The sequence below is a fragment of the Streptomyces sp. genome (assembly GCF_031181705.1).
GTDB lineage: Bacteria > Actinomycetota > Actinomycetes > Streptomycetales > Streptomycetaceae > Streptomyces.
The window spans coordinates 1-19,882 of the sequence record NZ_JAPSKN010000071.1 but is presented as its reverse complement, the minus strand read 5'-3'; the positions used below and the strand labels follow the sequence as shown (position 1 = coordinate 19,882).

Below are 19,882 nucleotides of genomic sequence, written 5' to 3'. Positions count from 1 at the left end.
CGCCTGACGCCGCCCTGGTCCGGGTCCTGCGCCGGGCGCGGCCCCCCTGGCCCCGGGAGTCGCGACCGGGTCCCGGGCCGCCGGCCCGTCCTGGTCTTGGACCCGGTCCGGGACGTGTGATGCCGTCCGGCCCCGGTTCGGTGACCGGCCGTCCGGCCCGGGACACCCCGGGCCGGGACACCGTCTGGCACCGGCCCCGAGCCGGGACGACCGTATGGCACACCACCCCGGCCCGGGACGCCGTCTGGCCCACCCGCCTGAAGGTGCCAGGCCCCGTTCACGGGGACTACTCGGTGCGCAGGCCGTCCGGGCGCATCAGTTTCAGCAGGGGTGGCAGGCTCAGCAGGGTCACCACCAGGACGACGCCCGCGCCGATCCCGGCCATCGACAGCACACTCGGCCAGTCCACCCGGACGGACAGGTTCACCATCCGCAGCAGGACCGCGCCCAGGGCCATCCCCACCGCCGTGGCCAGCAGCAGGCCCAGCCCGATCGGGATCGCCGTCTGCCACAGCACCGACAGCCCGAGGGTGCGGCGCCGGGTGCCGAAGGCCACCAGCGCGGACAGCAGCTTGCGGCGTTCGCGCAACTGCTCCAGCTGCGAGACCAGCAGGCTCGCCCCGATCAGCGCCAGCACGGCCGCGGCGCCGACGAACAGGCCGGTGCGGATGGTCGCGTAGCGCTCGTTGCGCTCGACGGCGTGCCAGACGATGGGGTCGACCGTGGGGTCGATCCGGGCCGCCGTGTTGCGCACGTGCTCGTACGCGTTCGGCTCACCGGGGGAGAGGCTCAGGTAGAGCTCCTTCTGCGCGAGCGAGGCCAGCTCGGCGGAGTCCGCGCCCGGCGTGATCAGGATGCCGCCGCGCTCGGTGCCGGTCGGGTCCTCGCGGGACTCGGCCTTCCGGATGCCCTTCGGCACGGTCCAGGAGAACTGCCTGCCGGGCTGGTCCACGCTCTCGCCGTCCAGCCACAGCGTCTTGCCCGGCTTGCCCAGCTTGTTCGTGTAGGTGTCGTACTCGGCGCCGTGGACGGCGAAGACGTCACCGTCGCGGCAGGAGGGCAGCGCGGCCACCTCGCGCAGCGAGGCGCAGTCCCCGAGGGTGACCTGGACGACGGACTCCGCGTCGGCGCCCCGGCCGTGGAGGTACGTCTCCGACAGTGCGATGACCTTGCGGACGCCCTCGGTGTCGCGGAACTTCCCGGCGGTGGAGACGGCGTCGATGCGGTCGGGCACGCGCACCTGCATCTGGGCACGCGCCACGTCGTACTGCGACGCGGCCGTGTAGTTGCCCTCCACCCCGGCGAACATCATCTGCAGCGCGATCGCCCCGGCCACCGCCACCGCGATGCCGTTGACCATGCGGGCCGCCGCACCGCTGCTCAACTGGAGCCTGCGCACCGCCAGTTGCCAGGCGACGCCGCCCGGGCCGAGCCGGGCCACGACCGTCTCGACGACCCAGGGCAGCAGGGCCGTGACGCCGACGAGCAGCAGCATCACACCGCCGACCACGAGGTACTGGTTGAAGGTCCCCTCGTCGTCGCCCTGCCCGATCATCGGGGCGAGCATCGCGAGCCCGCCGAGCGGCAGCAGCAGCCGCCACCACAGCCGGCGCCGCGCGGGCCTGGCGGTGCGCACCACCCCGAGCGGCTCGATGACCACCCCGCGCAGCGCGAACAGGGTCACCAGCACGGCGGCCGTCGGCACCGCCAGCGCGACCAGCGCGGCCAGCAGGGGAGAGGGGTTCAGATAGCTCGGGAAGACACTGACGTGGAACACCTCGACCGTGGCCGCCAGTTCGCGTCCGAGCAGGAAGAACCCGGTGCCGAGGACGAGTCCGAGCACGGAGCCGGCGAGCGCCTCGCCGGCGGCGATCCGCCGGGTCATCCGGCTGTCGGAGCCGACCAGCCGCAGCGCCGCGAGCCGGCGGTCGCGCCGCTCGCCGCCGAACCGCACGGCCGCCGCGATGAACACGGCGACCGGCATCAGCAGCACCACGAAGACGACCAGGACCAGCAGGAGCAGCACCGGGTCCCAGGGCTCGGACGACCCCAGGCCCGGGTTGCCGAAGCTGTCGATCCGCGCGCCCGCGGCGGAGGAGTCGAGCCGGTCGGCCAGCCCCTTGCCGCCGGCGTAGTAGGCGAGTTCCCGGGAGCCGATGAGCCCCTGCTCGCCGATGGTGCCGGTGATCCGGTAGGGCAGCCGCTCCCGCAGCAGCTTCCCGCCGTCGGACGCCAGCAGTTCCTTCAGCGCGGGCGAGACGATCATGTCGCCTTCGGCCGGGAATCCGGCCAGGCCCGGCGGCAGCGGGGCCTTCGGGCCCTCCGGCTCCAGCAGGCGGCCCCGCACGTCCCGGTCGTGGAACATGGTGTCCGCGTCGAGCACGACCAGGGTGTCGTCGGCCTTCGGGATCTTCTGCTGGCTCAGCGTGTGGTCGCTGCGGGCCTCCTCGCGCCGGTCCCGTTCGGCCAGCGCGCCCGGCAGGGCGGTGGTGAGCAGCAGCAGCGCCACACCGAGCCCGACGCCGACGGCCGTCAGCAGCGCCCGGGTCCACCCCTCACGCCCGCCCGCGAAGGCGAAGCGCACCCCCATGCCCAGGTCCCGCACCCACTGCCTCAGGCTCATACGACCCGCTCCATGTCCCGCGACCTGCCGTCCCGTACGACGATCTCGCGGTCGGAGTACGCGGCCACGCGGGCCTCGTGCGTGACGAGCACCACGGCCGTGCTGGCCGACCGGGCGGCATCCGTGAGCAGTTCCATCACGCGCTCGCCGTTGAAGGAGTCCAGCGCGCCGGTCGGCTCGTCGGCGAAGACGACCCGGGGGTCGGTCACCAGCGCCCGGGCGACGGCGACCCGCTGCCCCTGACCGCCGGAGACCTCGCCCGGCCGCTTGCCGCGCAGGTCGTCCACCTCCAGCCGCTCCATCCACGCGAGGGCGGCCCGCTCGGCCTCCTTGCGGGACGAGCCGTTCAGCCGCAGCGGCAGGGCCACGTTCTCCACACAGGTCAGTTCGGGCACGAGCTGCCCGAACTGGAACACGAACCCGAACTCCGAGCGCCGCAGCGCGCTGCGCTCGGCATCGCTCATCGCGGTGACCTCGCGCCCGTTGTACGTGATCGAGCCCGAGTCGGGCGTGACGATCCCGGCGAGGCAGTGCAGCAGCGTCGACTTGCCCGACCCGGACGGGCCCATCACGGCGACGACCTCGCCCGGGTGGATGGAGAACTCGGCCCCGTCGAGCGCGGTGGTCGGCCCGTACGCCTTGCGCAGGTCCTGGGCGGTGAGCAGTGAACCAGCGGGAATCGTCACCGGGTCACCGCCTCGCGGAGCTTGTCCAGCCGGGCCGCGGTCAGCTCCAGCCAGCGCAGGTCCGCCTCCAGGTGGAACAGCGCGTGGTCGCAGATGAGCTGGTCGGCGAGGTCGCCCTTGCGCTTGCGGTCGGTGAGGATGCGCATGCTGCGCAGGTGCTCCGAGCGCTGGGTGTCGAGGATGTCGGAGGCGTCGCGGTGGGTGAGCAGCGCGAGGACGACCTTGGTGTAGAGGGTCGACTGCAGGTACGGCTCCGGCTTCTCCGGCGTCGCGAGCCAGCGCTCGACGTCGGTGATGCCGGCCTCGGTGATGGCGTACCGCTTGCGCTCGGGACCGCCGCCCGCCTCGATGCCGTCGACCTCGACGAGCCCGTGCTTCAGCAGCCGGGACATCGTCGAGTAGACCTGGCCGTAGTGGAGCGGCCGGTCGTGACCGAACTTCTCGTCGAAGGCCCGCTTCAGGTCGTAACCGTGCCGCGGACCGGACTCCAGGAGCCCCAGAAGAGTGTGACCGATGGACATGACCAGGACTGTACACGGGGTGTATACGCCGGATGTATACGCCGAGTGTGTAGATCATGGCGGGGCGTGCGACCACCCAGGTCGGGGGGCGTTGTCACGGTTCCGCAACAGCCCCCCGGCCGAACAGCCCCCGGGAGCCGAACGGCCCCCCGGGGGCGTACAGCCCCGGAGGCCGTTCAGGTCGACGGCGGACCGGAGGTGGGACCGCCCTGCGGGCCGGGCGGGCGGCCCCGCCGGGGCAGCGGGCCGGTGTCCCGCGGCAGCCGCCCCGCCTCGGCCAGGGCCCTGCGCAGCAGGAACTCGATCTGCGCGTTCGCCGACCGCAACTCGTCCCCGGCCCACCGGGCCAGCGCCTCGTACACCGCCGGGTCGAGCCGCAGCAGCACCTGCTTGCGCTGCTGCGGCCGCCGCTGGGAGGGGGAACCCTCGGAAGGAGCCGTCACTGGTAGAGCGTCCCGGCGTTGAGGACGGGCTGCGGGGCCCGGTCGCCGCACAGCACCACCAGCAGGTTGGAGACCATCGCGGCCTTGCGCTCCTCGTCGAGCGTGACGAGGTCCCGCTCGGTGATCCGGGCGAGCGCCGACTCGACCATGCCGACGGCGCCCTCCACGATCTGCCGCCGGGCCGCGACCACCGCTCCGGCCTGCTGCCGCTGGAGCATCGCCGAGGCGATCTCGGGGGCGTAGGCGAGGTGCGTGAAGCGCGACTCGATGATCTGCACGCCGGCCGCCTCCACGCGAGCGTGCAGTTCGACCGCCAGCTTCTCGGTGATCTCCTCGGCGTTGCCGCGCAGCGAGAGGCCGTCCTCCTCGTGCGCGTCGTAGGGGTACTCGATGGCGATGTGCCGCACGGCCGCCTCGGTCTGCGTGGAGACGAACTCGATGTAGTCGTCCACCTCGAACGTCGCCTGGGCGGTGTCCTCGACGCGCCACACCACGACCGCGGCCAGCTCGATCGGGTTGCCGTAGGCGTCGTTGACCTTCAGGACGGCCGTCTCGTGGTTGCGCACGCGGGTGGAGATCTTCGTGCGCGACGTGAAGGGGTTCACCCAGCGCAGGCCGTCCTGCCGGATCGTGCCGCGGTACCGGCCGAAAAGCTGGACGACGCGGGCCTCGCCCGGCGCCACCATGTTCAGCCCGCACATGGCGAGGAAGGCCGCGAGCGCGATCAGGATGCCGGCGATGATCAGGGCGGCCTTGGCGCCGGTCGCCGAGACCGTCGTGGCCGCCGCGATCAGCCCGGCGCCGGCCAGCAGCCCGAGCAGCCCGAGCAGCAGGGCGAGCCCGCCGCCGATGCTGTGCGCTGCGAACTCCCGTACGCGGGGCGCCGGCATCTCGGGCACATCGGCGGTGAGCTGCGCGTCGTGTGTGGTCATGGGTGTCCCCCGGTTCCTCTGAGAAGCCACTCCTGCAAGCTTCTGTCTAGCTAAGTGATATCACTTTACCCCGCACTGGCAACCTGACACGTGTCTCGTACGTCGGTTCCGTTGGGATGGGTGCTGATTGTCACGTCCGCAAAGACCCGGATCGACAGCCCTTTCTCTTATCTCCCGGTGTTAGCTTTCTGAGCTGACCTGAGCGGCGAACCTGTGTGACATGTGAGCACACATGAACGAAGCGGAGCGGATCGGACCGATGGGACGAGCGGAAGAGAGACGCGCCCGACAGCGCGGTGGGCGCCGGGCGGCGCCCAGGCGCCGCCGTTCGTCGGGCGCGGCCGGGAAGAGCGGCATACGCGCGCTCTTCACCTGGAAGAAGATCCTCGGCACCTTCCTCGGCCTGTGCCTGCTCGGGATGGGCGCCTTCATCGTGCTGTACATGGTGATCGACATCCCGGAGGGGAACGCCGACGCCAAACGGCAGAGCAACATCTACAAGTACAGCGACGGCTCGATCATGGCCCGCGACGGCGAGGTCAACCGCGAGGTCGTCGACCTGGCCCGGGTCCCCAAGGAAGTGCGCCTCACCTTCGTCGCCGCCGAGAACAAGACCTTCTACAAGGACGCCGGCGTGGACCTCAAGGGCACGGCCCGCGGTCTGCTCAACACCCTCGCCGGCAAGGGCGCGCAGGGCGGTTCGACGATCACCCAGCAGTACGTCAAGAACTACTACCTGACGCAGGAACAGACCGTCTCGCGCAAGCTGAAGGAACTGGTCATCTCGCTGAAGCTGGACCGGGAGAAGTCCAAGGACTACATCCTCGCCGGCTACATCAACACCAGTTACTACGGCCGTGGCGCCTACGGCATCCAGGCCGCCGCCCAGGCCTACTACCGGACCGACGCCGAGAAGCTCACCGTCGCGCAGGGCGCTTACCTGGCCGCGCTGCTCCAGGCCCCCAGCCAGTACGACTGGGCCGTCGCCTCGGAGACCGGCAGGAAGCTGGTGAAGGCCCGATGGAACTACGTCCTGGACAACATGGTCGACGAGGGCTGGCTCAGCGAGTCGGAGCGGGCCGGAACGAAGTTCCCGGTGCCGAAGGAGCCCAAGCCCGCCCCGGGGATGGAGGGCCAGAAGGGCTACCTGGTCAACGCGGCCAACGCGGCGCTGGAGCGGCAGCTCGTCGCCGACGGCACCGCCGGCAGCGCCAAGGAGGCCGAGGCGATGGTCAACGCCGGCGGCTGGACCGTCACGCTGAACGTCGACCGGAAGAAGCAGGCGGCCCTGGAGAAGTCGGTCAGGCAGCAGCTGACCAGCAAGCTCGACCCGGGCAAGCGGGCGGTCGACGCGGACGTCCAGGCCGGTGCCGTGTCCGTGAACCCGAAGACGGGCGCCGTCGTCGCGATGTACGGGGGCGCGGACTACTTCAAGCACTACGTGAACAACGCCACCCGCTCCGACTACCAGCCGGCCTCCACCTTCAAGCCGGTCATCCTGGCCGCGGCCCTGGAGGAGCAGGCGAAGACGCAGGACGGCAAGCCGATCACCGCGAGCACGGTCTACGACGGCACCAGCAAGCGCCCGGTCGTCGACAACGGCAGCAAGGTCGGCTTCGCGCCGGAGAACGAGGACGACGCGGACTACGGCCCGATCTCCGTCCAGACGGCCATGAACAAGTCCGTCAACTCCGTCTTCGCGCAGATGGGCGTCGACGTCGGCATGGAGAAGGTCGTCGAGGTCGCCGGCAAGCTCGGCATGGACACCGAGAACATGGAGGCCGTGCCCGCCCAGACCCTCGGCAGCATGGGCGCGAGCCCGCTGGAGATGGCCGGGGTCTACGCCACCCTCGACAACCACGGCAAGAAGGTCACCCCGGCCCTCGTGAAGTCGGCCGAGCACCTGAACAAGACAGTGACCATGCCCGACCCCGTCGGCGAGCAGGTCATCAGCCGCGAAGCCGCCGACACGGTGACCTCGGTGCTGACCGGCGTGGTCGACGACGGCACCGCCCGGGCGTCCGTGCGCGACAACCCCCTGCGCGACGGCCAGCAGGTCGCCGGCAAGACCGGCACGTCCGACAACAACAAGTCGGCCTGGTTCACCGGCTACACGCCGGGCCTGGTCACCTCGGTGGGTCTGTTCGGAGAGGACAACAAACCGCCGTACCGGCAGGTTCCCATGTACAAGGCCGGCGGCCAGCCCCGGGTCAACGGCGGTGGCTTCCCGGCGCAGATCTGGGCGGCGTACACCTTCGGTGTGATGGGTGACGTCGAGAAGTTCGACCTGGAGACGCAACAGGGCGCGGCCGTCGAGCCGACGTGGACGCCGACACCGTCCCAGTCGCCCACCCAGGAGCCGACGCGGGAGCCGACCACCGAGGCGCCGTCGTCGTCCCCGCCGCCGACCAGCGAGGAGCCGACCACCACCCCGCCGACGAAGCCGTCGACGACCCCGCCCACCTCCTCCCCGCCGGCGAAGCCGTCGACGACACCGCCGGACGACGGCGGCGGCCCGTTCGAGCCGGTCAAGCCGGACGAGGACGAGTAGGGACGGCACGCGCGAAGGGCGCCCGGTGTGCACCGGGCGCCCTTCGCGCGTTCCCGCGGCGGCTCAGCCGCGGTTGAGCTCGAACCACACCACCTTGCCCGTGCTGAGCCGGGTCGCACCCCAGCGCCGGGCCAGCCGGTTCACCAGGTACAGGCCCCGCCCGCCCTCGTCGGTGGCCCGGGCCTGCCGCAGCCGCGGCAACTGCGGGACGTCGTCCCCCACTTCACAGCGCAGCACGTCCGTGCGCAGCAGCCGCAGGGTCACCGGCCGGGACGCGTACCGCACGGCGTTGGTGACGACCTCGCTGACCAGCAGCTCCACGGAGTCGCTGAGCTCCTCCAGGCCCCAGCGCTGCAGCGCGCGCCGGGCCAGCCGGCGGGCCCGGCCGGGAGCGGCGTCCTCCGGCTCCAGGAACCAGTACGCCACGTCGCTGGGCGCGATCCCGTCGAAGCGGGCGGCGAGCAGCGCGATGTCGTCGTCCCGGTCGCCCGGGCCGAGCATGTCGAGCACCTCGTCGCACAGCGCTTCCAGGGGCGGCGGATGGTCGGGACCGGTGAGCTGCGCGGTCGCGGCGAGCTTCTCCCGCAGCTGCTCGATGCCGGTCCACACGTCCCGCAGGCGCGACTCGACCAGGCCGTCGGTGTACAGCAGCAGTGTCGCCCCGGCGGGTGCGTCCAGCTCCACCGCCTCGAAGTCGACACCGCCGACCCCGATGGGGGCGCCGGCCGGCACCCGCAGCACCTCGGCACGGCCGCCCAGGTGGAGCAGGACGGGCGGCGGGTGACCGGCGTTGGCGATGGTGATGCGGTGCGCCACCGGGTCGTAGACCGCGTACAGGCAGGTCGCCATGCGGTCCACGCCGAGGCGCTGGGCCTGTTCGTCGAGGTGGTGCAGGACCTCCTGCGGCGGCAGGTCGAGGCCGGCGAGCGTCTGGGCCGTCGTGCGCAGCTGGCCCATGATGGCGGCCGACGTCATGGAGTGGCCCATGACATCGCCGACGACCAGGGCGACGCGGCTGCCCGGCAGCGGGATCGCGTCGTACCAGTCGCCGCCGACCCGGGCGGTCTCCGCGGCCGGCAGGTAGCGCGAGGCGAGCCGCACGCCCGTCGGACGGGGCAGCGTCTCGGGCAGCATGGTGCGCTGCAACTCGTCCGCGATGTAGGCCTCGCGCCCGTACAGCACGGCCTTGTCGATGCCGAGGGCGCTGTGCGTGGCGAGCTGGGCGGCCACCAGCAGGTCGTCCGGCTCGAAGGCGATGCGCTCGGGGCGGCGCAGGAACAGGGCGGCACCGATCACCCGGCGCCGGCCGCGCAGCGGCGCGAGGATCGCGCGCTGCCCGTCCGGCACGGCGAACTCGCCGCCCTCGCCGAGCAGCTCCGGCAGTGCGGCGCGGGCCGCGGGGGCGTCGGTGAACACCGGGCGCACCCCGCGCAGCACCTCGGCGAGCGCGCTGCCGGGCCGGACCTCGCACAGCTCGGCGCCGACCGAGTCCAGCTCGTTCGGCTCGGGCTGCGCGGCCGGCAGGAAGCCGTTGTCGGTGTCGCGCTCCACCGGTATCCGGTCGGTGCGGCGCAGCCGCAGCACCAGCGGGCCGGTGGGCCGCTCGTCGCCGACGGGCAGCGGGTCGCGCAGATAGACCAGGATCGCGTCGGAGAACGTCGGCACGGTCGCCCGGCACAGTCCCATCACGATCTCGTCGAGGTCGATGCCGCGGGCGATCCGCCGCGTGGCGGCCCCGACGAACCGCAGCCGGTCGCCGTCCCGCCGCATGGGCGTGGGGCGGCCGGGCGGCAGGCTCTGACCGGTGCGGCGCTCCTGCCCGCCGGCGCTCGCGCCCTGCCGGTCCTGTTCGTCGGCCGGCTGCAGCGGAATGCCCTCGGGGGCGGGGCGCGGCCGGGGGGTGTCGCGCTCGGCGGTCTGCTCGGCACCCGGCTGGGAGTGCTCGGAGGCGGGGTCGCTCACGGTGTCCTTGCCCTTGCCGAACGGCGTGGAGGTGCCCGGCTGAGACGTGCCCGGCGGAGTGTGGGCCGTCGTGACCGGAACGGTGACGTCGCCGCCGCAGCGGCCCTGGACCGGTAAGGCGCCGGCGCCGGGCGCACGGGCCGGTGCCGGGGTATGCACGAGCGCCCCGCGGGGGTCCGCGGGGTCGACGCCCGGCTGGGGGCGTTCGAAGGAGGTCGGCTGCTCCGTCACGCGTGTCGAATCCATCCGTCCGGGGCTGCACGCCAGGTGTGCAGCTTCTCCCGCCGAAACTCCGATACCCGGAATACGTGCCCCAGGAACGGAATTCCCGCGTGGTCAGAGGTTGTTCCTGTGCCACCGGCGGGCCGCCCGCGGCCCGTGGGGCCCGCGAGGCAGGCCCTGCCGGTGTTGCCCTCGTACCCCTCGCTCACGTCCTGCCGCCCCTCGGTGACGATCGGTCAAGCTCAGCGCGTGCTCCGGTAGTTGCCGCCGCGCGCCCTTGCGGAGGACGATCCTACGTTTCTTGCCCGGGGGCGCATCAAGGGTCTCATGAGGACACGTGCGCGGGCGTACGATCCCAGTCCTCCGGCAGTGACGGTACCCCCCAGGAGGGGTCCGGGCGCCAGTGCTGCCAGCCTTCCGAGAACGGCGGCCCCCAGGCGCGGATCACCTCCACCGCGGCCCGCCCCGCCGCCCGTACCCTTTCCGCCTGCCGGTCGTCCATCAGCCCGTCCCGCAGCGCCTGGGCGAACTCGTCCTCGTCGCGCCAGTGCCAACTGCGGTCGGGGTGGACGGAGATGTCGAGGAAGTGGTCCTCCGAGTCGACGCCGCCCTCCCAACGGACCAGCGGCTCCTCCAGGTTCACGTACCAGTTCTTGAACTGCCAGCCCGGCTCCCAGAACAGCCACACGGACCAGGGCTGGCCGGGCCGGGCCAGCTTGAGCACGCCCGTGCCCAGCCACCGGCCGCGCCGGACGGTCCGCGGCTTGGTGTAGCGCGACTCCAGCGGCTCCTGGTGCACCGGGGTGCCGTCGGCGAGTACCGGCTTGACGCACTCGGTGCCGGGCGCCAGCCACACGGCGAGCAGCTCCGCGTCGTCCCGGACGACGGTGACCGGACGCGCGATGTGCACGTGCGGGCCGCCGTTCTCCCGGTACCGCCACAGGATCCGGCTCCCGGGTGCCCAGAAGCCCGTCGCACCGCCCTTTGCCACGCGTCTCACCGCTCCGCCCTCCGCCATGGACAGATATTAGGTGCCATGGGCATACGACGCTGCGGCGCGTGTCACGGTTCACGCGCCGGGCGTACGGTGCCGGAAGACGTCACGGGTGCGTCATCCGCAGGACGTCCAGCGCCTCGTCCAGCTGCTCCAGGGTCAGGTCCCCGCGCTCCACGTACCCGCTGTCCAGGACGACCTGACGGATCGTCCTGCGCTCGGCCAGGGCCTTCTTGGCGACCTTCGCGGCCTCCTCGTAGCCGATGTACTTGTTGAGCGGCGTGACGACCGAGGGGGAGGACTCGGCGTACTCGCGCGCCCGCTCACGGTCCGCGGTGATGCCGTCGACGGTCCGGTCGGCGAGCAGCCGCGTCACGTTGGCGAGCAGCCGGATCGACTCCAGCACGTTCTTCGCGATGACCGGCAGCATCACGTTGAGCTCGAAGTTCCCGGCGGCCCCGGCGGTGGCCACGGTGGCGTCGTTGCCCACGACCTGGGCGGCGACCATGAGCACGGCCTCCGGGATGACCGGGTTCACCTTGCCCGGCATGATCGAGGAGCCGGGCTGGAGGTCGGGCAGGGCGATCTCGGCCAGGCCGGTGCGCGGCCCGGAGGCCATCCACCGCAGGTCGTTGGCGATCTTCGTCAGTCCGACCGCGATGGTCCGCAGCTGCCCGCTGGTCTCGACGATGCCGTCCCGGGCGCCCTGCGCCTCGAAGTGGTCCCGGGCCTCGGTCAGGGGCAGCCCGGTGGTGTGGGCGACCTCCTCGATGACGGCGGCGGAGAAGCCGGGCGGGGTGTTGATGCCGGTGCCGACGGCCGTGCCGCCGAGGGGCAGTTCGGCGAGCCGGGGCAGGGACGCGTGCAGCCGCTCGACCCCGTAGCGCACCTGGGCGGCGTACCCGCCGAACTCCTGCCCCAGCGTCACGGGGGTGGCGTCCATCAGGTGGGTCCGCCCCGACTTCACGACGTCGGCGAACTCCTCGGCCTTGCGTTCCAGGGAGGCGGCGAGGTGCTCCAGGGAGGGGATCAGGTCGCGCGTCACCGCGGCGGTGGCGGCGATGTGGATGGAGGACGGGAAGACGTCGTTGGACGACTGGGAGGCGTTGACGTGGTCGTTCGGGTGCACGGGGCGCCCGAGCCGCTCACTGGCCAGGGTGGCGATGACCTCGTTGGTGTTCATGTTGGACGAGGTCCCGGACCCGGTCTGGAACACGTCGACGGGGAAGTGCTCGTCCCACCGGCCCTCGGCGACCTCCCCGGCCGCCTCCTGGATCGCCCGGGCGACGTCCTCGTCCAGGACCCCCAGCTCGGCGTTGACCTTGGCAGCGGCGCCCTTGATCCGGGCGAGGGCCTCGATGTGCGCGCGCTCGATGCGCTGCCCGGAGACGGGGAAGTTCTCCACCGCCCGCTGGGTCTGGGCCCGCCACTTGGCATGGGCGGGCACCCGCACCTCGCCCATGGAGTCGTGCTCGGTGCGGTATGCGGTCCTGTCCTGCTCGTCGGTCATCGACGATCACCTCCACGTGTCACAGCGTCAGCGCCGCGACCACTGTTCCCCGTGGAGGCGATTCGTCACCGCGCTTGTCAGGCGAGTCCGGGACCCCGTACCGGAATGGAGGTGAACGTCGGCTGCGGCGCCGGGTCCTGGAAGAAGTCGTTGCCCTTGTCGTCCACGACGATGAACGCGGGGAAGTCCTCGACCTCGATCTTCCAGACCGCCTCCATGCCGAGCTCCTCGTACTCGACGACCTCGACCTTCTTGATGCAGTCCTGGGCGAGGCGGGCGGCCGGGCCGCCGATGGAGCCGAGGTAGAAGCCGCCGTGGGCGTGGCACGCGTCGGTGACCTGCTTGCTGCGGTTGCCCTTGGCCAGCATCACCTTGGAGCCGCCCGCGGCCTGGAACTGCTCCACGTAGGAGTCCATGCGGCCGGCCGTGGTCGGGCCGAAGGAGCCCGACGCGTAGCCCTCGGGCGTCTTGGCCGGACCGGCGTAGTACACCGGGTGGTCCTTCAGGTACTGCGGCATCTCCTCGCCCGCGTCCAGCCGCTCCTTGATCTTGGCGTGCGCGATGTCACGCGCCACGACCAGCGGGCCGGTCAGCGACAGCCGGGTCTTCACCGGGTACTTGGTCAGCTCGGCCAGGATGTCGTCCATCGGCTGGTTGAGGTCGATCCTGACGACGTCACCGTCGGCGTCGAGCTGCTCGTCCGTCGTCTCCGGCAGGAACCGCGCCGGGTCCGTCTCCAGCTGCTCCAGGAAGACGCCCTCGGCGGTGATCTTGGCGACGGCCTGGCGGTCGGCGGAGCAGGACACCGCGATGGCGACCGGGCAGGAGGCGCCGTGCCGGGGCAGGCGCACCACGCGCACGTCGTGGCAGAAGTACTTGCCGCCGAATTGCGCGCCGATGCCGATCTTCTGCGTGAGCTCGAAGACCTTCTGCTCCAGCTCCTTGTCCCGGAAGCCGTGCCCCAGCTCCGAGCCCTCGGCCGGGATCTCGTCCAGGTAGTGCGCGGAGGCGTACTTCGCGGTCTTCAGCGCGTACTCGGCGGACGTGCCGCCGACCACGATCGCCAGGTGGTACGGCGGGCAGGCGGCCGTGCCCAGCGAGCGGATCTTCTCCTCCAGGAACTTCATCATGGAGGCCTCGTTCAGGACGGCCTTCGTCTCCTGGTACAGGAACGACTTGTTGGCCGAGCCGCCGCCCTTCGCCATGAAGAGGAACTTGTAGGCGCCGCCGTCGGTCGCGTACAGCTCGATCTGCGCGGGGAGGTTGGAGCCGGTGTTCTTCTCCTCCCACATGGTCAGCGGGGCCATCTGCGAGTAGCGCAGGTTGAGGTTCTGGTACGCGTCGTAGATGCCGCGGCTGAGGGCCTCCTCGTCGCGGCCCCGCGTCAGCACGTTCTGCCCGCGCTTGCCCATCACGATGGCCGTGCCCGTGTCCTGGCACATGGGGAGCACGCCGGCCGCCGCGATGTTCGCGTTCTTCAGCAGGTCCAGCGCCACGAACTTGTCGTTGCCCGACGCCTCGGGGTCGTCGATGATCCGGCGCAGCTGCGCGAGATGGGCCGGGCGCAGGTAGTGCTGGATGTCGTGGATGGCCTCCTCGGCGAGCTTGCGCAGCGCCTCCGGCTCCACCTGGAGGAAGGTCCGCCCGTCCGGCCCCTCGACCGTGGAGACACCCTCGGAGGTCACCAGCCGGTACGGGGTGGTGTCCTCTCCCTGGGGGAGCAGATCGGTGTACGCGAACTCAGGCATCTCAGCCCATTCCTCACTCTACGGACGGCTGCCCGCCTCCTTTGGCGAGCGCCCACCAGCGTAGAACCTGCCGCTGACGGCGAGCTTGTGAGGTAAGGCTCAGTTCGTCACCTCCCGGCCGGCGGCCGGACCGAGCGGGACCGGCCCCGGGGGGTGTCGCGATCTATCGTGTGTGGGTACGCTGCTGCCGTGGACCTTCAGAAGCCGGACCCTCACCCGCCGACCGGGACCGCGGCCCCCGGGCTCGACGCCTCCGGGCTGCGCGCCTCCGACGCCGAGCGCGACCGCATCGCCGACATCCTGCACGACGCCCTCGCCGAGGGCCGTCTCACCGCCGACGAGCACGCCGAGCGCGTCGAGGGGGTGCTGCGCGCCAAGACGGTGGGTGAACTGGAGGTCTTCATCCGGGACCTGCCCGCCGCGCACGCCCCGCGCCCCGCCCACGCCCCGGCCCCGCACCGCCCCACGGCCGGCGCCATCCCGATCGAGCCGGACGACAACGTGGTCGCGGTCTTCAGCAGCGCCGTCCGCAAGGGCCGCTGGCGCGCCGGCCGCCGGATCCACGCCTACGCGATCTTCGGCAGTGTCGAGATCGACCTCAGCGAGGCGCTCTACGACCACCAGCAGGTCGTCGTCAAGTCGTTCGCGATCTTCGGCAGCGTCGACATCCGCGTCCCGGAGAACGTGTCGCTGCGCGGCATGGGCGGCGGCGTCCTCGGCAGCTTCGAGGTGGCCACCCTCGACTCGGGCGACCCGCAGGCCCCCATCGTCTACGTCGACGGCTGGGCCGTCCTCGGCAGCGTCGAGGCGCGGGCCAGGCGCGGCAAGATCGTCGCGGACATCCTGGACCGGGTGCAGCGCAAGGTCGACCGGAGTTTGCGCAAGCACCTGGGTCATTGACGGTCGCGAACGGACCGGAAGCGGCGGTTCGGAACTCAGTGCATAGGCGCGCGTACAGCGGGTAGGCCTTGCTGCATCGTCTCTCGCTCGCGAAGCCGTCGTCAGGAGTAGACCGTGCTGCAACCGCCGCATTCGTCCCTGCAGGTAGCTGCCGTTCCGGCCCCGCGGGTGCCAGCGCGAGACAGGGACCAGGACGCCCCGTGGCACACCGAGGCGGTGTGCCGGCGCGACGAGGCGGGCCTGTTCTTCGCCCCCTCCAAGGAGCCCACCGCCGCCCGGCTCTCCCGGGAGGAGGCGGCCAAGCGGGTCTGCGCCCGCTGTCCGGTCATGGTCGAATGCCGCGAGCACGCCCTGCTCCAGCCCGAGCCCTACGGCGTCTGGGGCGGCCTCACCGCGGCCGAGCGCCGCGTGGTCCTGGCCCGGCGGCGCCGCCGCGATGTGGAGCTGAAGAAGGCGGCCCGCTCGGCGAACCGGATAGCGGCGGCGGGCTAGCGGCGAGCGGCACGAGAAAGGGGCGTCCCCACCGGGGGCGCCCCTCCTTTCGTTCCTTTCGGCTCCACGCGGCCGACCCGCGCAGACGCGCCCCGAAGGGGCTCGGGGAACTGCGCGAGCAACCCCTACCGACCCGCACACGCCGGCGCCGCGCAGTCCCCACTCCCTCGCGCGCTACTTCCCCTTGTCGAAGTCGATCGCGCTGTACGCCCGGAGCTTGGACAGCCGGTGCTCCGAATCGATTCTGCGCACCGTGCCCGACCGCGAGCGCATCACGATCGAGTCGGTCGTCGCCGTCTCGGCCCGGTAGCGGACGCCCCGCAGCAGCTCGCCGTCCGTGATGCCCGTCGCCACGAAGAACACGTTCTCCCCGGTGACCAGGTCCTCCGTCGTCAGCACCCGGTCGAGGTCGTGCCCCGCGTCGATCGCCCGCTGCCGCTCCTCGTCGTCCTTCGGCCACAGCTTGCCCTGGATGGTGCCGCCCAGGCACTTCACCGCGCAGGCCGAGATGATGCCCTCGGGCGTGCCGCCGATGCCGAGCAGCAGATCGACGCCGGTGCCCTCCCGCAGCGCCAGGATCGAGCCGGCCACGTCACCGTCGGAGATCAGCCTGATGCGCGCCCCGGTGTCCCGGATCTCCTTGATGATGCCCTCGTGCCGCGGCCGGTCCAGGATCACGACCGTGACGTCCTCGGGCGCGGACCGCTTGGCCTTGGCGACCCGGCGGATGTTCACCGACACGGGCGCGTTGATGTCGACGAAGTCCGCCGCCTCGGGGCCGGTGACGAGCTTGTCCATGTAGAAGACCGCGGACGGGTCGAACATCGAACCGCGCTCGGCGGCCGCCAGCACCGCGATCGCGTTCGTCATGCCCTTCGCGGTCAGCGTGGTGCCGTCGATCGGGTCCACGGCGATGTCGCACTCGGGCCCGGTCCCGTCGCCCACGCGCTCCCCGTTGAACAGCATGGGGGCCTCGTCCTTCTCGCCCTCGCCGATCACGACGACACCGTTCATCGAGACGGTGGAGACGAGGGTCCGCATGGCGCGGACCGCGGCACCGTCGGCGCCGTTCTTGTCACCGCGTCCGACCCAGCGGCCCGCGGCCATCGCCGCCGCCTCGGTCACCCGGACCAGTTCCAGGGCGAGGTTGCGGTCGGGGGCCTCGGAGGGCACATCGAGTTCGGACGGCAAGTGATGATGCTCGGTCATCGGAGCGCACCTTTCTGTACGACGACGGCCGGATGAGGGCTTTGTCGCCCGACTCTATCTCCGAGCCCACAGAATGAGCAGGGGCCCCCACGGATGAGCGCCGCGGAGACCTGCGACGATAGGGGGCGTGGCAGGCACGAACGGCAAGCAGAAGACGGCGCGGGACATGATCCTCTCCCTCGGGGTCATCGTCCTCGTGGCGGGCGTCATCTACCTCTTCATCCCGCACGACGACAGCGCACCCGACCTCAAGCGCGTCGACTACCGGGTCGAGCTCCTCACGGCGCGCCGCGCCGCCCCGTACCCCGTGGCCGCGCCCCAGGGGCTGCCCGACGCCTGGAAGGCCACCTCCGTCCGTTACCGGGGCGACGACTTCGCCACCTGGCACCTCGGGTTCCACGACCCCGAGGGGGAGTACGTGGCGGTCCAGCAGTCCACTCAGCGGCGGCCCGTCTTCCTCGACGAGGCGACGCAGGGCGCGCGGGAGACCGGCAGGACCGAGCGGATCGACGGCCGGACATGGACCCGCTGGGAGGGCGGCCGGTACGACGCGCTGGTGCTGGAGGGCACCGAGGGCTCGACGACGGTCGTGACGGGCACCGCCTCGTTCGCGCAGCTGACGAGGATGGCGGAGGCGCTGGAGACGAAGTGAGCGCGCACGAGGAAGGCCCCCGGCACGGCTGCCGGGGGCCTTCGTCGTGTTCGCGGGGTCAGACGGTCGTGACGACCTGGTCGAACGCCAGGCGCGGGGAGCGCGGGTACCAGGCGTCCGGGCCCGGGCGGCCGATGTTGACGACCATCAGCGGGGTGTGGTCGTCGTCCAGGAACTCCTTGCGCACGCCCTCGAAGTCGAAGCCGGTCATCGGGCCGGCGGCCAGACCGGCGGCCCGGACGCCGACGATGAAGTACGCGGCCTGGAGGGCGGCGTTCATCGCGGCGGAACCCTCGCGCACCGGGCGCTCGGCGAAGAAGGCGTCCTTGGCCTGCGGGAAGGCCGGGAACAGGTGCGGCAGCTCCTCGTGGAACTCGTTGTCCGCGGAGAGGATCGCGACCAGCGGGGCGGTCGCGGTCTTGGCCCGGTTGCCCTCGGCCATGTGGGCGACCAGGCGCTCGCGAGCCTCGGGGGAGCGGACCAGGGTGATGCGCAGCGGGGTCTGGTTGAAGGCGGTCGGGCCGTACTTGACCAGGTCGTAGATCGCCTGCACCTGCTCGTCCGTCACCGGCTCGTCGGTGAAGGTGTTGGCGGTGCGGGCCTCGCGGAACAGGAGGTCCTGGGCTGCGGGGTCAAGGACGAGAGACATGAACGAAAACCTTCTCGGGGTGTACGTCGGGTCCGGGGTGCCGGACCGGCTGACGTCTGCGACCGTACGCCAATGAAGTTCAACGTTCAACCAAAACTGGGGCGTGGTGATCGACTTCACAGAGATCCCGAACCGGTTCCCGGAGGGCTACTCCGCGTCCTCGCCCTCCGCGGCCTCCTGAGCCAGCGCCGCGTCCAGCCGCGCCCGCGCCCCTTCCAGCCAGCGCCGGCACACCCGGGCCAGCTCCTCGCCCCGCTCCCAGAGCGCCAGGGACTCCTCCAGCGTCGTACCGCCCGCCTCCAGACGGCGGACGACCTCGATCAGCTCGTCCCGCGCCTGCTCGTACCCGAGCGCCTCGGCCGTACCCGGCGCCTGCTCCACCTCGCTGGTCATCCACCCACCCTATGTGTCGACTCGTACGGAGAACTCACCCTCGGAGACCCGCGCGCGCAGGGCCTCACCGGCCTCCACCTCGCCCGGGTCGCGGACCGCGTGCCCGTCCGCCCTCTGCAGCACGGCGTACCCGCGCTTCAGGGTCGCGGCGGGGGAGAGGGCCACCACGCGCGCGTGCGTGTGCGCCAGCTCGGAATCGGCGCGGTCCAGCTGGTGCCGCAGACAGCGCCGGCCGCGGTCGAGCAGGTCCGCCACCTGGTCGGCCCGCTCGTCGATCATTCGGTGCGGGTCCTGTATCGACGGCCGCGCCAGCGCGTGCGCCAGGCCGCGCTCCTCCCGGTCCAGCAGCGCCGCCACGCACCGCCGGGCCCGGTCCCGCAGCAGCCGCACGCGCTCGTACTCCTCGCCGACGTCCGGCACGACCTTCTTGGCCGCGTCGGTCGGGGTCGAGGCCCGCAGGTCCGCCACGTGGTCCAGCAGCGGGTTGTCCGGCTCGTGGCCGATGGCCGACACCACGGGCGTGCGGCACTGCGCGACCGTGCGGATCAGCTGCTCGTCGGAGAACGGCAGCAGGTCCTCCACGCTGCCGCCGCCCCGGGCGACGATGATCACGTCCACGTCGTCGTGCGCGTCGAGCTCCTTGACGGCCTGCACGACCTGAGGCACCGCGTGCACGCCCTGCACGGCGACGTTGCGCACCTCGAAGCGGACGGCGGGCCAGCGGTGCCGGGCGTTCTCCAGCACATCCCGCTCCGCCGCCGAGGCCCGGCCGCACACCAGCCCGACCAGCTGCGGCAGGAAGGGCAGCGGCTTCTTGCGCTCCGGCGCGAACAGCCCCTCGCGCGCCAGGGCCTTCTTCAGCTGCTCCAGCCGGGCCAGCAGCTCCCCGACGCCCACGGGCCGTATCTCGGCGGCCCGCAGCGACAGCTGCCCGCGCGGGGCGTACCACTCGGGCTTCGCCAGCACCACGACCCGGGCGCCCTCGCTCACCACGTCCGCGACGGCGTCGAACACCTGCCGGTAGCAGGTCACGCCGACGGAGACGTCGTACGACGGGTCCCGCAGCGTCAGGAACACCACACCGGCACCCGGCCGCCGCGACAACTGCGTGATCTGCCCCTCGACCCACACCGCCCCGAGCCGGTCGATCCACCCCCCGATCAGCCGCGACACCTCACCGACGGGCAGCGGGGATTCCGGAGTCGTGTTCACAGCCATGCCCGCGAGCGTAGTGGGCCCCGCCGACAATCCCGATCAGCCGGCTGGGCAGACCGGCTCGGCGCAGCGGTCGGCAGCGACCCGGGGGAGGAGCACGGGGCCGGTCCCTCGGCCACCGAGGACCCGGGGCCCGAGCGGCTGCCGCTCAGCCACGCGGGCCTGGTCGGCCGGCCGAGC

At 72.0% G+C, this 19,882-nt stretch carries 17 protein-coding genes; 4 read left to right on the top strand and 13 right to left on the bottom strand.

All coding sequences use genetic code 11. The annotated features are described in order from the left end of the window. Positions 1-286: 286 nt before the first annotated feature. From RIN80_RS15635 to RIN80_RS15615, 5 genes are all read right to left on the bottom strand, one after another. Positions 287-2,623 (bottom strand): FtsX-like permease family protein, encoded by a 2,337-nt coding sequence (locus RIN80_RS15635; RefSeq protein ID WP_309096203.1) that lies wholly within the window; start codon positions 2,621-2,623, stop codon positions 287-289. After that, entirely contained in the window at positions 2,620-3,309 is a 690-nt protein-coding gene (locus tag RIN80_RS15630; RefSeq protein ID WP_309096202.1) for an ABC transporter ATP-binding protein, read from the bottom strand. The genes RIN80_RS15635 and RIN80_RS15630 overlap by 4 nt, the downstream gene beginning before the upstream one ends. Beyond that, positions 3,306-3,830, bottom strand: a complete 525-nt coding sequence (locus RIN80_RS15625) for a PadR family transcriptional regulator (RefSeq protein WP_309096201.1) — start codon at positions 3,828-3,830, stop codon at positions 3,306-3,308. The genes RIN80_RS15630 and RIN80_RS15625 overlap by 4 nt, the downstream gene beginning before the upstream one ends. Before the next feature lie 176 nt (positions 3,831-4,006). Continuing rightward, positions 4,007-4,273 (bottom strand): hypothetical protein, encoded by a 267-nt coding sequence (locus RIN80_RS15620; RefSeq protein ID WP_309096200.1) that lies wholly within the window; start codon positions 4,271-4,273, stop codon positions 4,007-4,009. Beyond that, positions 4,270-5,205, bottom strand: coding sequence for an SPFH domain-containing protein (locus RIN80_RS15615; protein WP_309096199.1), 936 nt, complete (start codon positions 5,203-5,205; stop codon positions 4,270-4,272). Before RIN80_RS15615 ends, RIN80_RS15620 begins: the two co-directional genes overlap by 4 nt. Before the next feature lie 259 nt (positions 5,206-5,464). Between RIN80_RS15615 and RIN80_RS15610 the strand changes: the two genes are divergently transcribed. Further along, positions 5,465-7,756 (top strand): transglycosylase domain-containing protein, encoded by a 2,292-nt coding sequence (locus RIN80_RS15610; RefSeq protein ID WP_309096198.1) that lies wholly within the window; start codon positions 5,465-5,467, stop codon positions 7,754-7,756. 63 nt (positions 7,757-7,819) lie between these two features. Here the strand turns inward: RIN80_RS15610 and RIN80_RS15605 are convergent, their stop codons facing one another. The 4 genes from RIN80_RS15605 to RIN80_RS15590 all read right to left on the bottom strand — a co-directional run bounded on the left by RIN80_RS15605 (position 7,820) and on the right by RIN80_RS15590 (position 14,192). Continuing rightward, on the bottom strand, positions 7,820-9,964 hold the full coding sequence (locus tag RIN80_RS15605) for a SpoIIE family protein phosphatase (RefSeq protein ID WP_309096197.1): 2,145 nt from the start codon (positions 9,962-9,964) through the stop codon (positions 7,820-7,822). 301 nt (positions 9,965-10,265) lie between these two features. Next, a complete protein-coding gene (locus RIN80_RS15600) occupies positions 10,266-10,958 on the bottom strand; it encodes a DUF402 domain-containing protein (protein WP_309096196.1) in 693 nt (230 codons plus the stop codon). An 82-nt stretch (positions 10,959-11,040) separates the two neighbouring features. Continuing rightward, positions 11,041-12,444, bottom strand: coding sequence for a class II fumarate hydratase (locus tag RIN80_RS15595; protein ID WP_309096195.1), 1,404 nt, complete (start codon positions 12,442-12,444; stop codon positions 11,041-11,043). Between the two features lie 77 nt (positions 12,445-12,521). Next, positions 12,522-14,192, bottom strand: coding sequence for a fumarate hydratase (locus RIN80_RS15590; RefSeq protein WP_309096194.1), 1,671 nt, complete (start codon positions 14,190-14,192; stop codon positions 12,522-12,524). 189 nt (positions 14,193-14,381) lie between these two features. Between RIN80_RS15590 and RIN80_RS15585 the strand changes: the two genes are divergently transcribed. After that, entirely contained in the window at positions 14,382-15,092 is a 711-nt protein-coding gene (locus tag RIN80_RS15585; protein WP_375141708.1) for a DUF1707 domain-containing protein, read from the top strand. A 114-nt stretch (positions 15,093-15,206) separates the two neighbouring features. After that, positions 15,207-15,584 (top strand): WhiB family transcriptional regulator, encoded by a 378-nt coding sequence (locus tag RIN80_RS15580; protein ID WP_309096193.1) that lies wholly within the window; start codon positions 15,207-15,209, stop codon positions 15,582-15,584. 174 nt (positions 15,585-15,758) lie between these two features. Here RIN80_RS15580 and glpX read toward each other — a convergent pair whose 3' ends face one another. Beyond that, positions 15,759-16,793, bottom strand: a complete 1,035-nt coding sequence (glpX, locus tag RIN80_RS15575; protein ID WP_150482819.1) for a class II fructose-bisphosphatase — start codon at positions 16,791-16,793, stop codon at positions 15,759-15,761. A 127-nt stretch (positions 16,794-16,920) separates the two neighbouring features. On the opposite strand from glpX, the gene RIN80_RS15570 reads away from it, so the two are divergent. Further along, a complete protein-coding gene (locus RIN80_RS15570) occupies positions 16,921-17,445 on the top strand; it encodes a DUF4245 domain-containing protein (RefSeq protein WP_309096192.1) in 525 nt (174 codons plus the stop codon). Positions 17,446-17,503: 58 nt separating this feature from the next. On the opposite strand, the gene RIN80_RS15565 is transcribed toward RIN80_RS15570, so the two are convergent. From RIN80_RS15565 to xseA, 3 genes are all read right to left on the bottom strand, one after another. Beyond that, a complete protein-coding gene (locus tag RIN80_RS15565; RefSeq protein WP_309096191.1) occupies positions 17,504-18,094 on the bottom strand; it encodes a malonic semialdehyde reductase in 591 nt (196 codons plus the stop codon). Positions 18,095-18,241: 147 nt separating this feature from the next. Beyond that, on the bottom strand, positions 18,242-18,487 hold the full coding sequence (locus tag RIN80_RS15560) for an exodeoxyribonuclease VII small subunit (RefSeq protein ID WP_309096190.1): 246 nt from the start codon (positions 18,485-18,487) through the stop codon (positions 18,242-18,244). Positions 18,488-18,496: 9 nt separating this feature from the next. Continuing rightward, positions 18,497-19,705, bottom strand: a complete 1,209-nt coding sequence (xseA, locus tag RIN80_RS15555; protein WP_309096189.1) for an exodeoxyribonuclease VII large subunit — start codon at positions 19,703-19,705, stop codon at positions 18,497-18,499. Positions 19,706-19,882 lie beyond the last annotated feature (177 nt).

Excerpts from the sequence above, each read along its gene's own strand:
- RIN80_RS15635 (WP_309096203.1), bottom strand. The coding sequence starts at position 2,623 with ATGAGCCTGAGGCAGTGGGTGCGGGACCTGGGCATGGGGGTGCGCTTC.
- RIN80_RS15625 (WP_309096201.1), bottom strand. The coding sequence starts at position 3,830 with ATGTCCATCGGTCACACTCTTCTGGGGCTCCTGGAGTCCGGTCCGCGG.
- RIN80_RS15615 (WP_309096199.1), bottom strand. The coding sequence starts at position 5,205 with ATGACCACACACGACGCGCAGCTCACCGCCGATGTGCCCGAGATGCCG.
- RIN80_RS15610 (WP_309096198.1), top strand. The coding sequence starts at position 5,465 with ATGGGACGAGCGGAAGAGAGACGCGCCCGACAGCGCGGTGGGCGCCGG.
- RIN80_RS15605 (WP_309096197.1), bottom strand. The coding sequence starts at position 9,964 with ATGGATTCGACACGCGTGACGGAGCAGCCGACCTCCTTCGAACGCCCC.
- RIN80_RS15600 (WP_309096196.1), bottom strand. The coding sequence starts at position 10,958 with ATGGCGGAGGGCGGAGCGGTGAGACGCGTGGCAAAGGGCGGTGCGACG.
- RIN80_RS15595 (WP_309096195.1), bottom strand. The coding sequence starts at position 12,444 with ATGACCGACGAGCAGGACAGGACCGCATACCGCACCGAGCACGACTCC.
- RIN80_RS15590 (WP_309096194.1), bottom strand. The coding sequence starts at position 14,192 with ATGCCTGAGTTCGCGTACACCGATCTGCTCCCCCAGGGAGAGGACACC.
- glpX (WP_150482819.1), bottom strand. The coding sequence starts at position 16,793 with ATGACCGAGCATCATCACTTGCCGTCCGAACTCGATGTGCCCTCCGAG.
- RIN80_RS15565 (WP_309096191.1), bottom strand. The coding sequence starts at position 18,094 with ATGTCTCTCGTCCTTGACCCCGCAGCCCAGGACCTCCTGTTCCGCGAG.
- RIN80_RS15560 (WP_309096190.1), bottom strand. The coding sequence starts at position 18,487 with ATGACCAGCGAGGTGGAGCAGGCGCCGGGTACGGCCGAGGCGCTCGGG.
- xseA (WP_309096189.1), bottom strand. The coding sequence starts at position 19,705 with ATGGCTGTGAACACGACTCCGGAATCCCCGCTGCCCGTCGGTGAGGTG.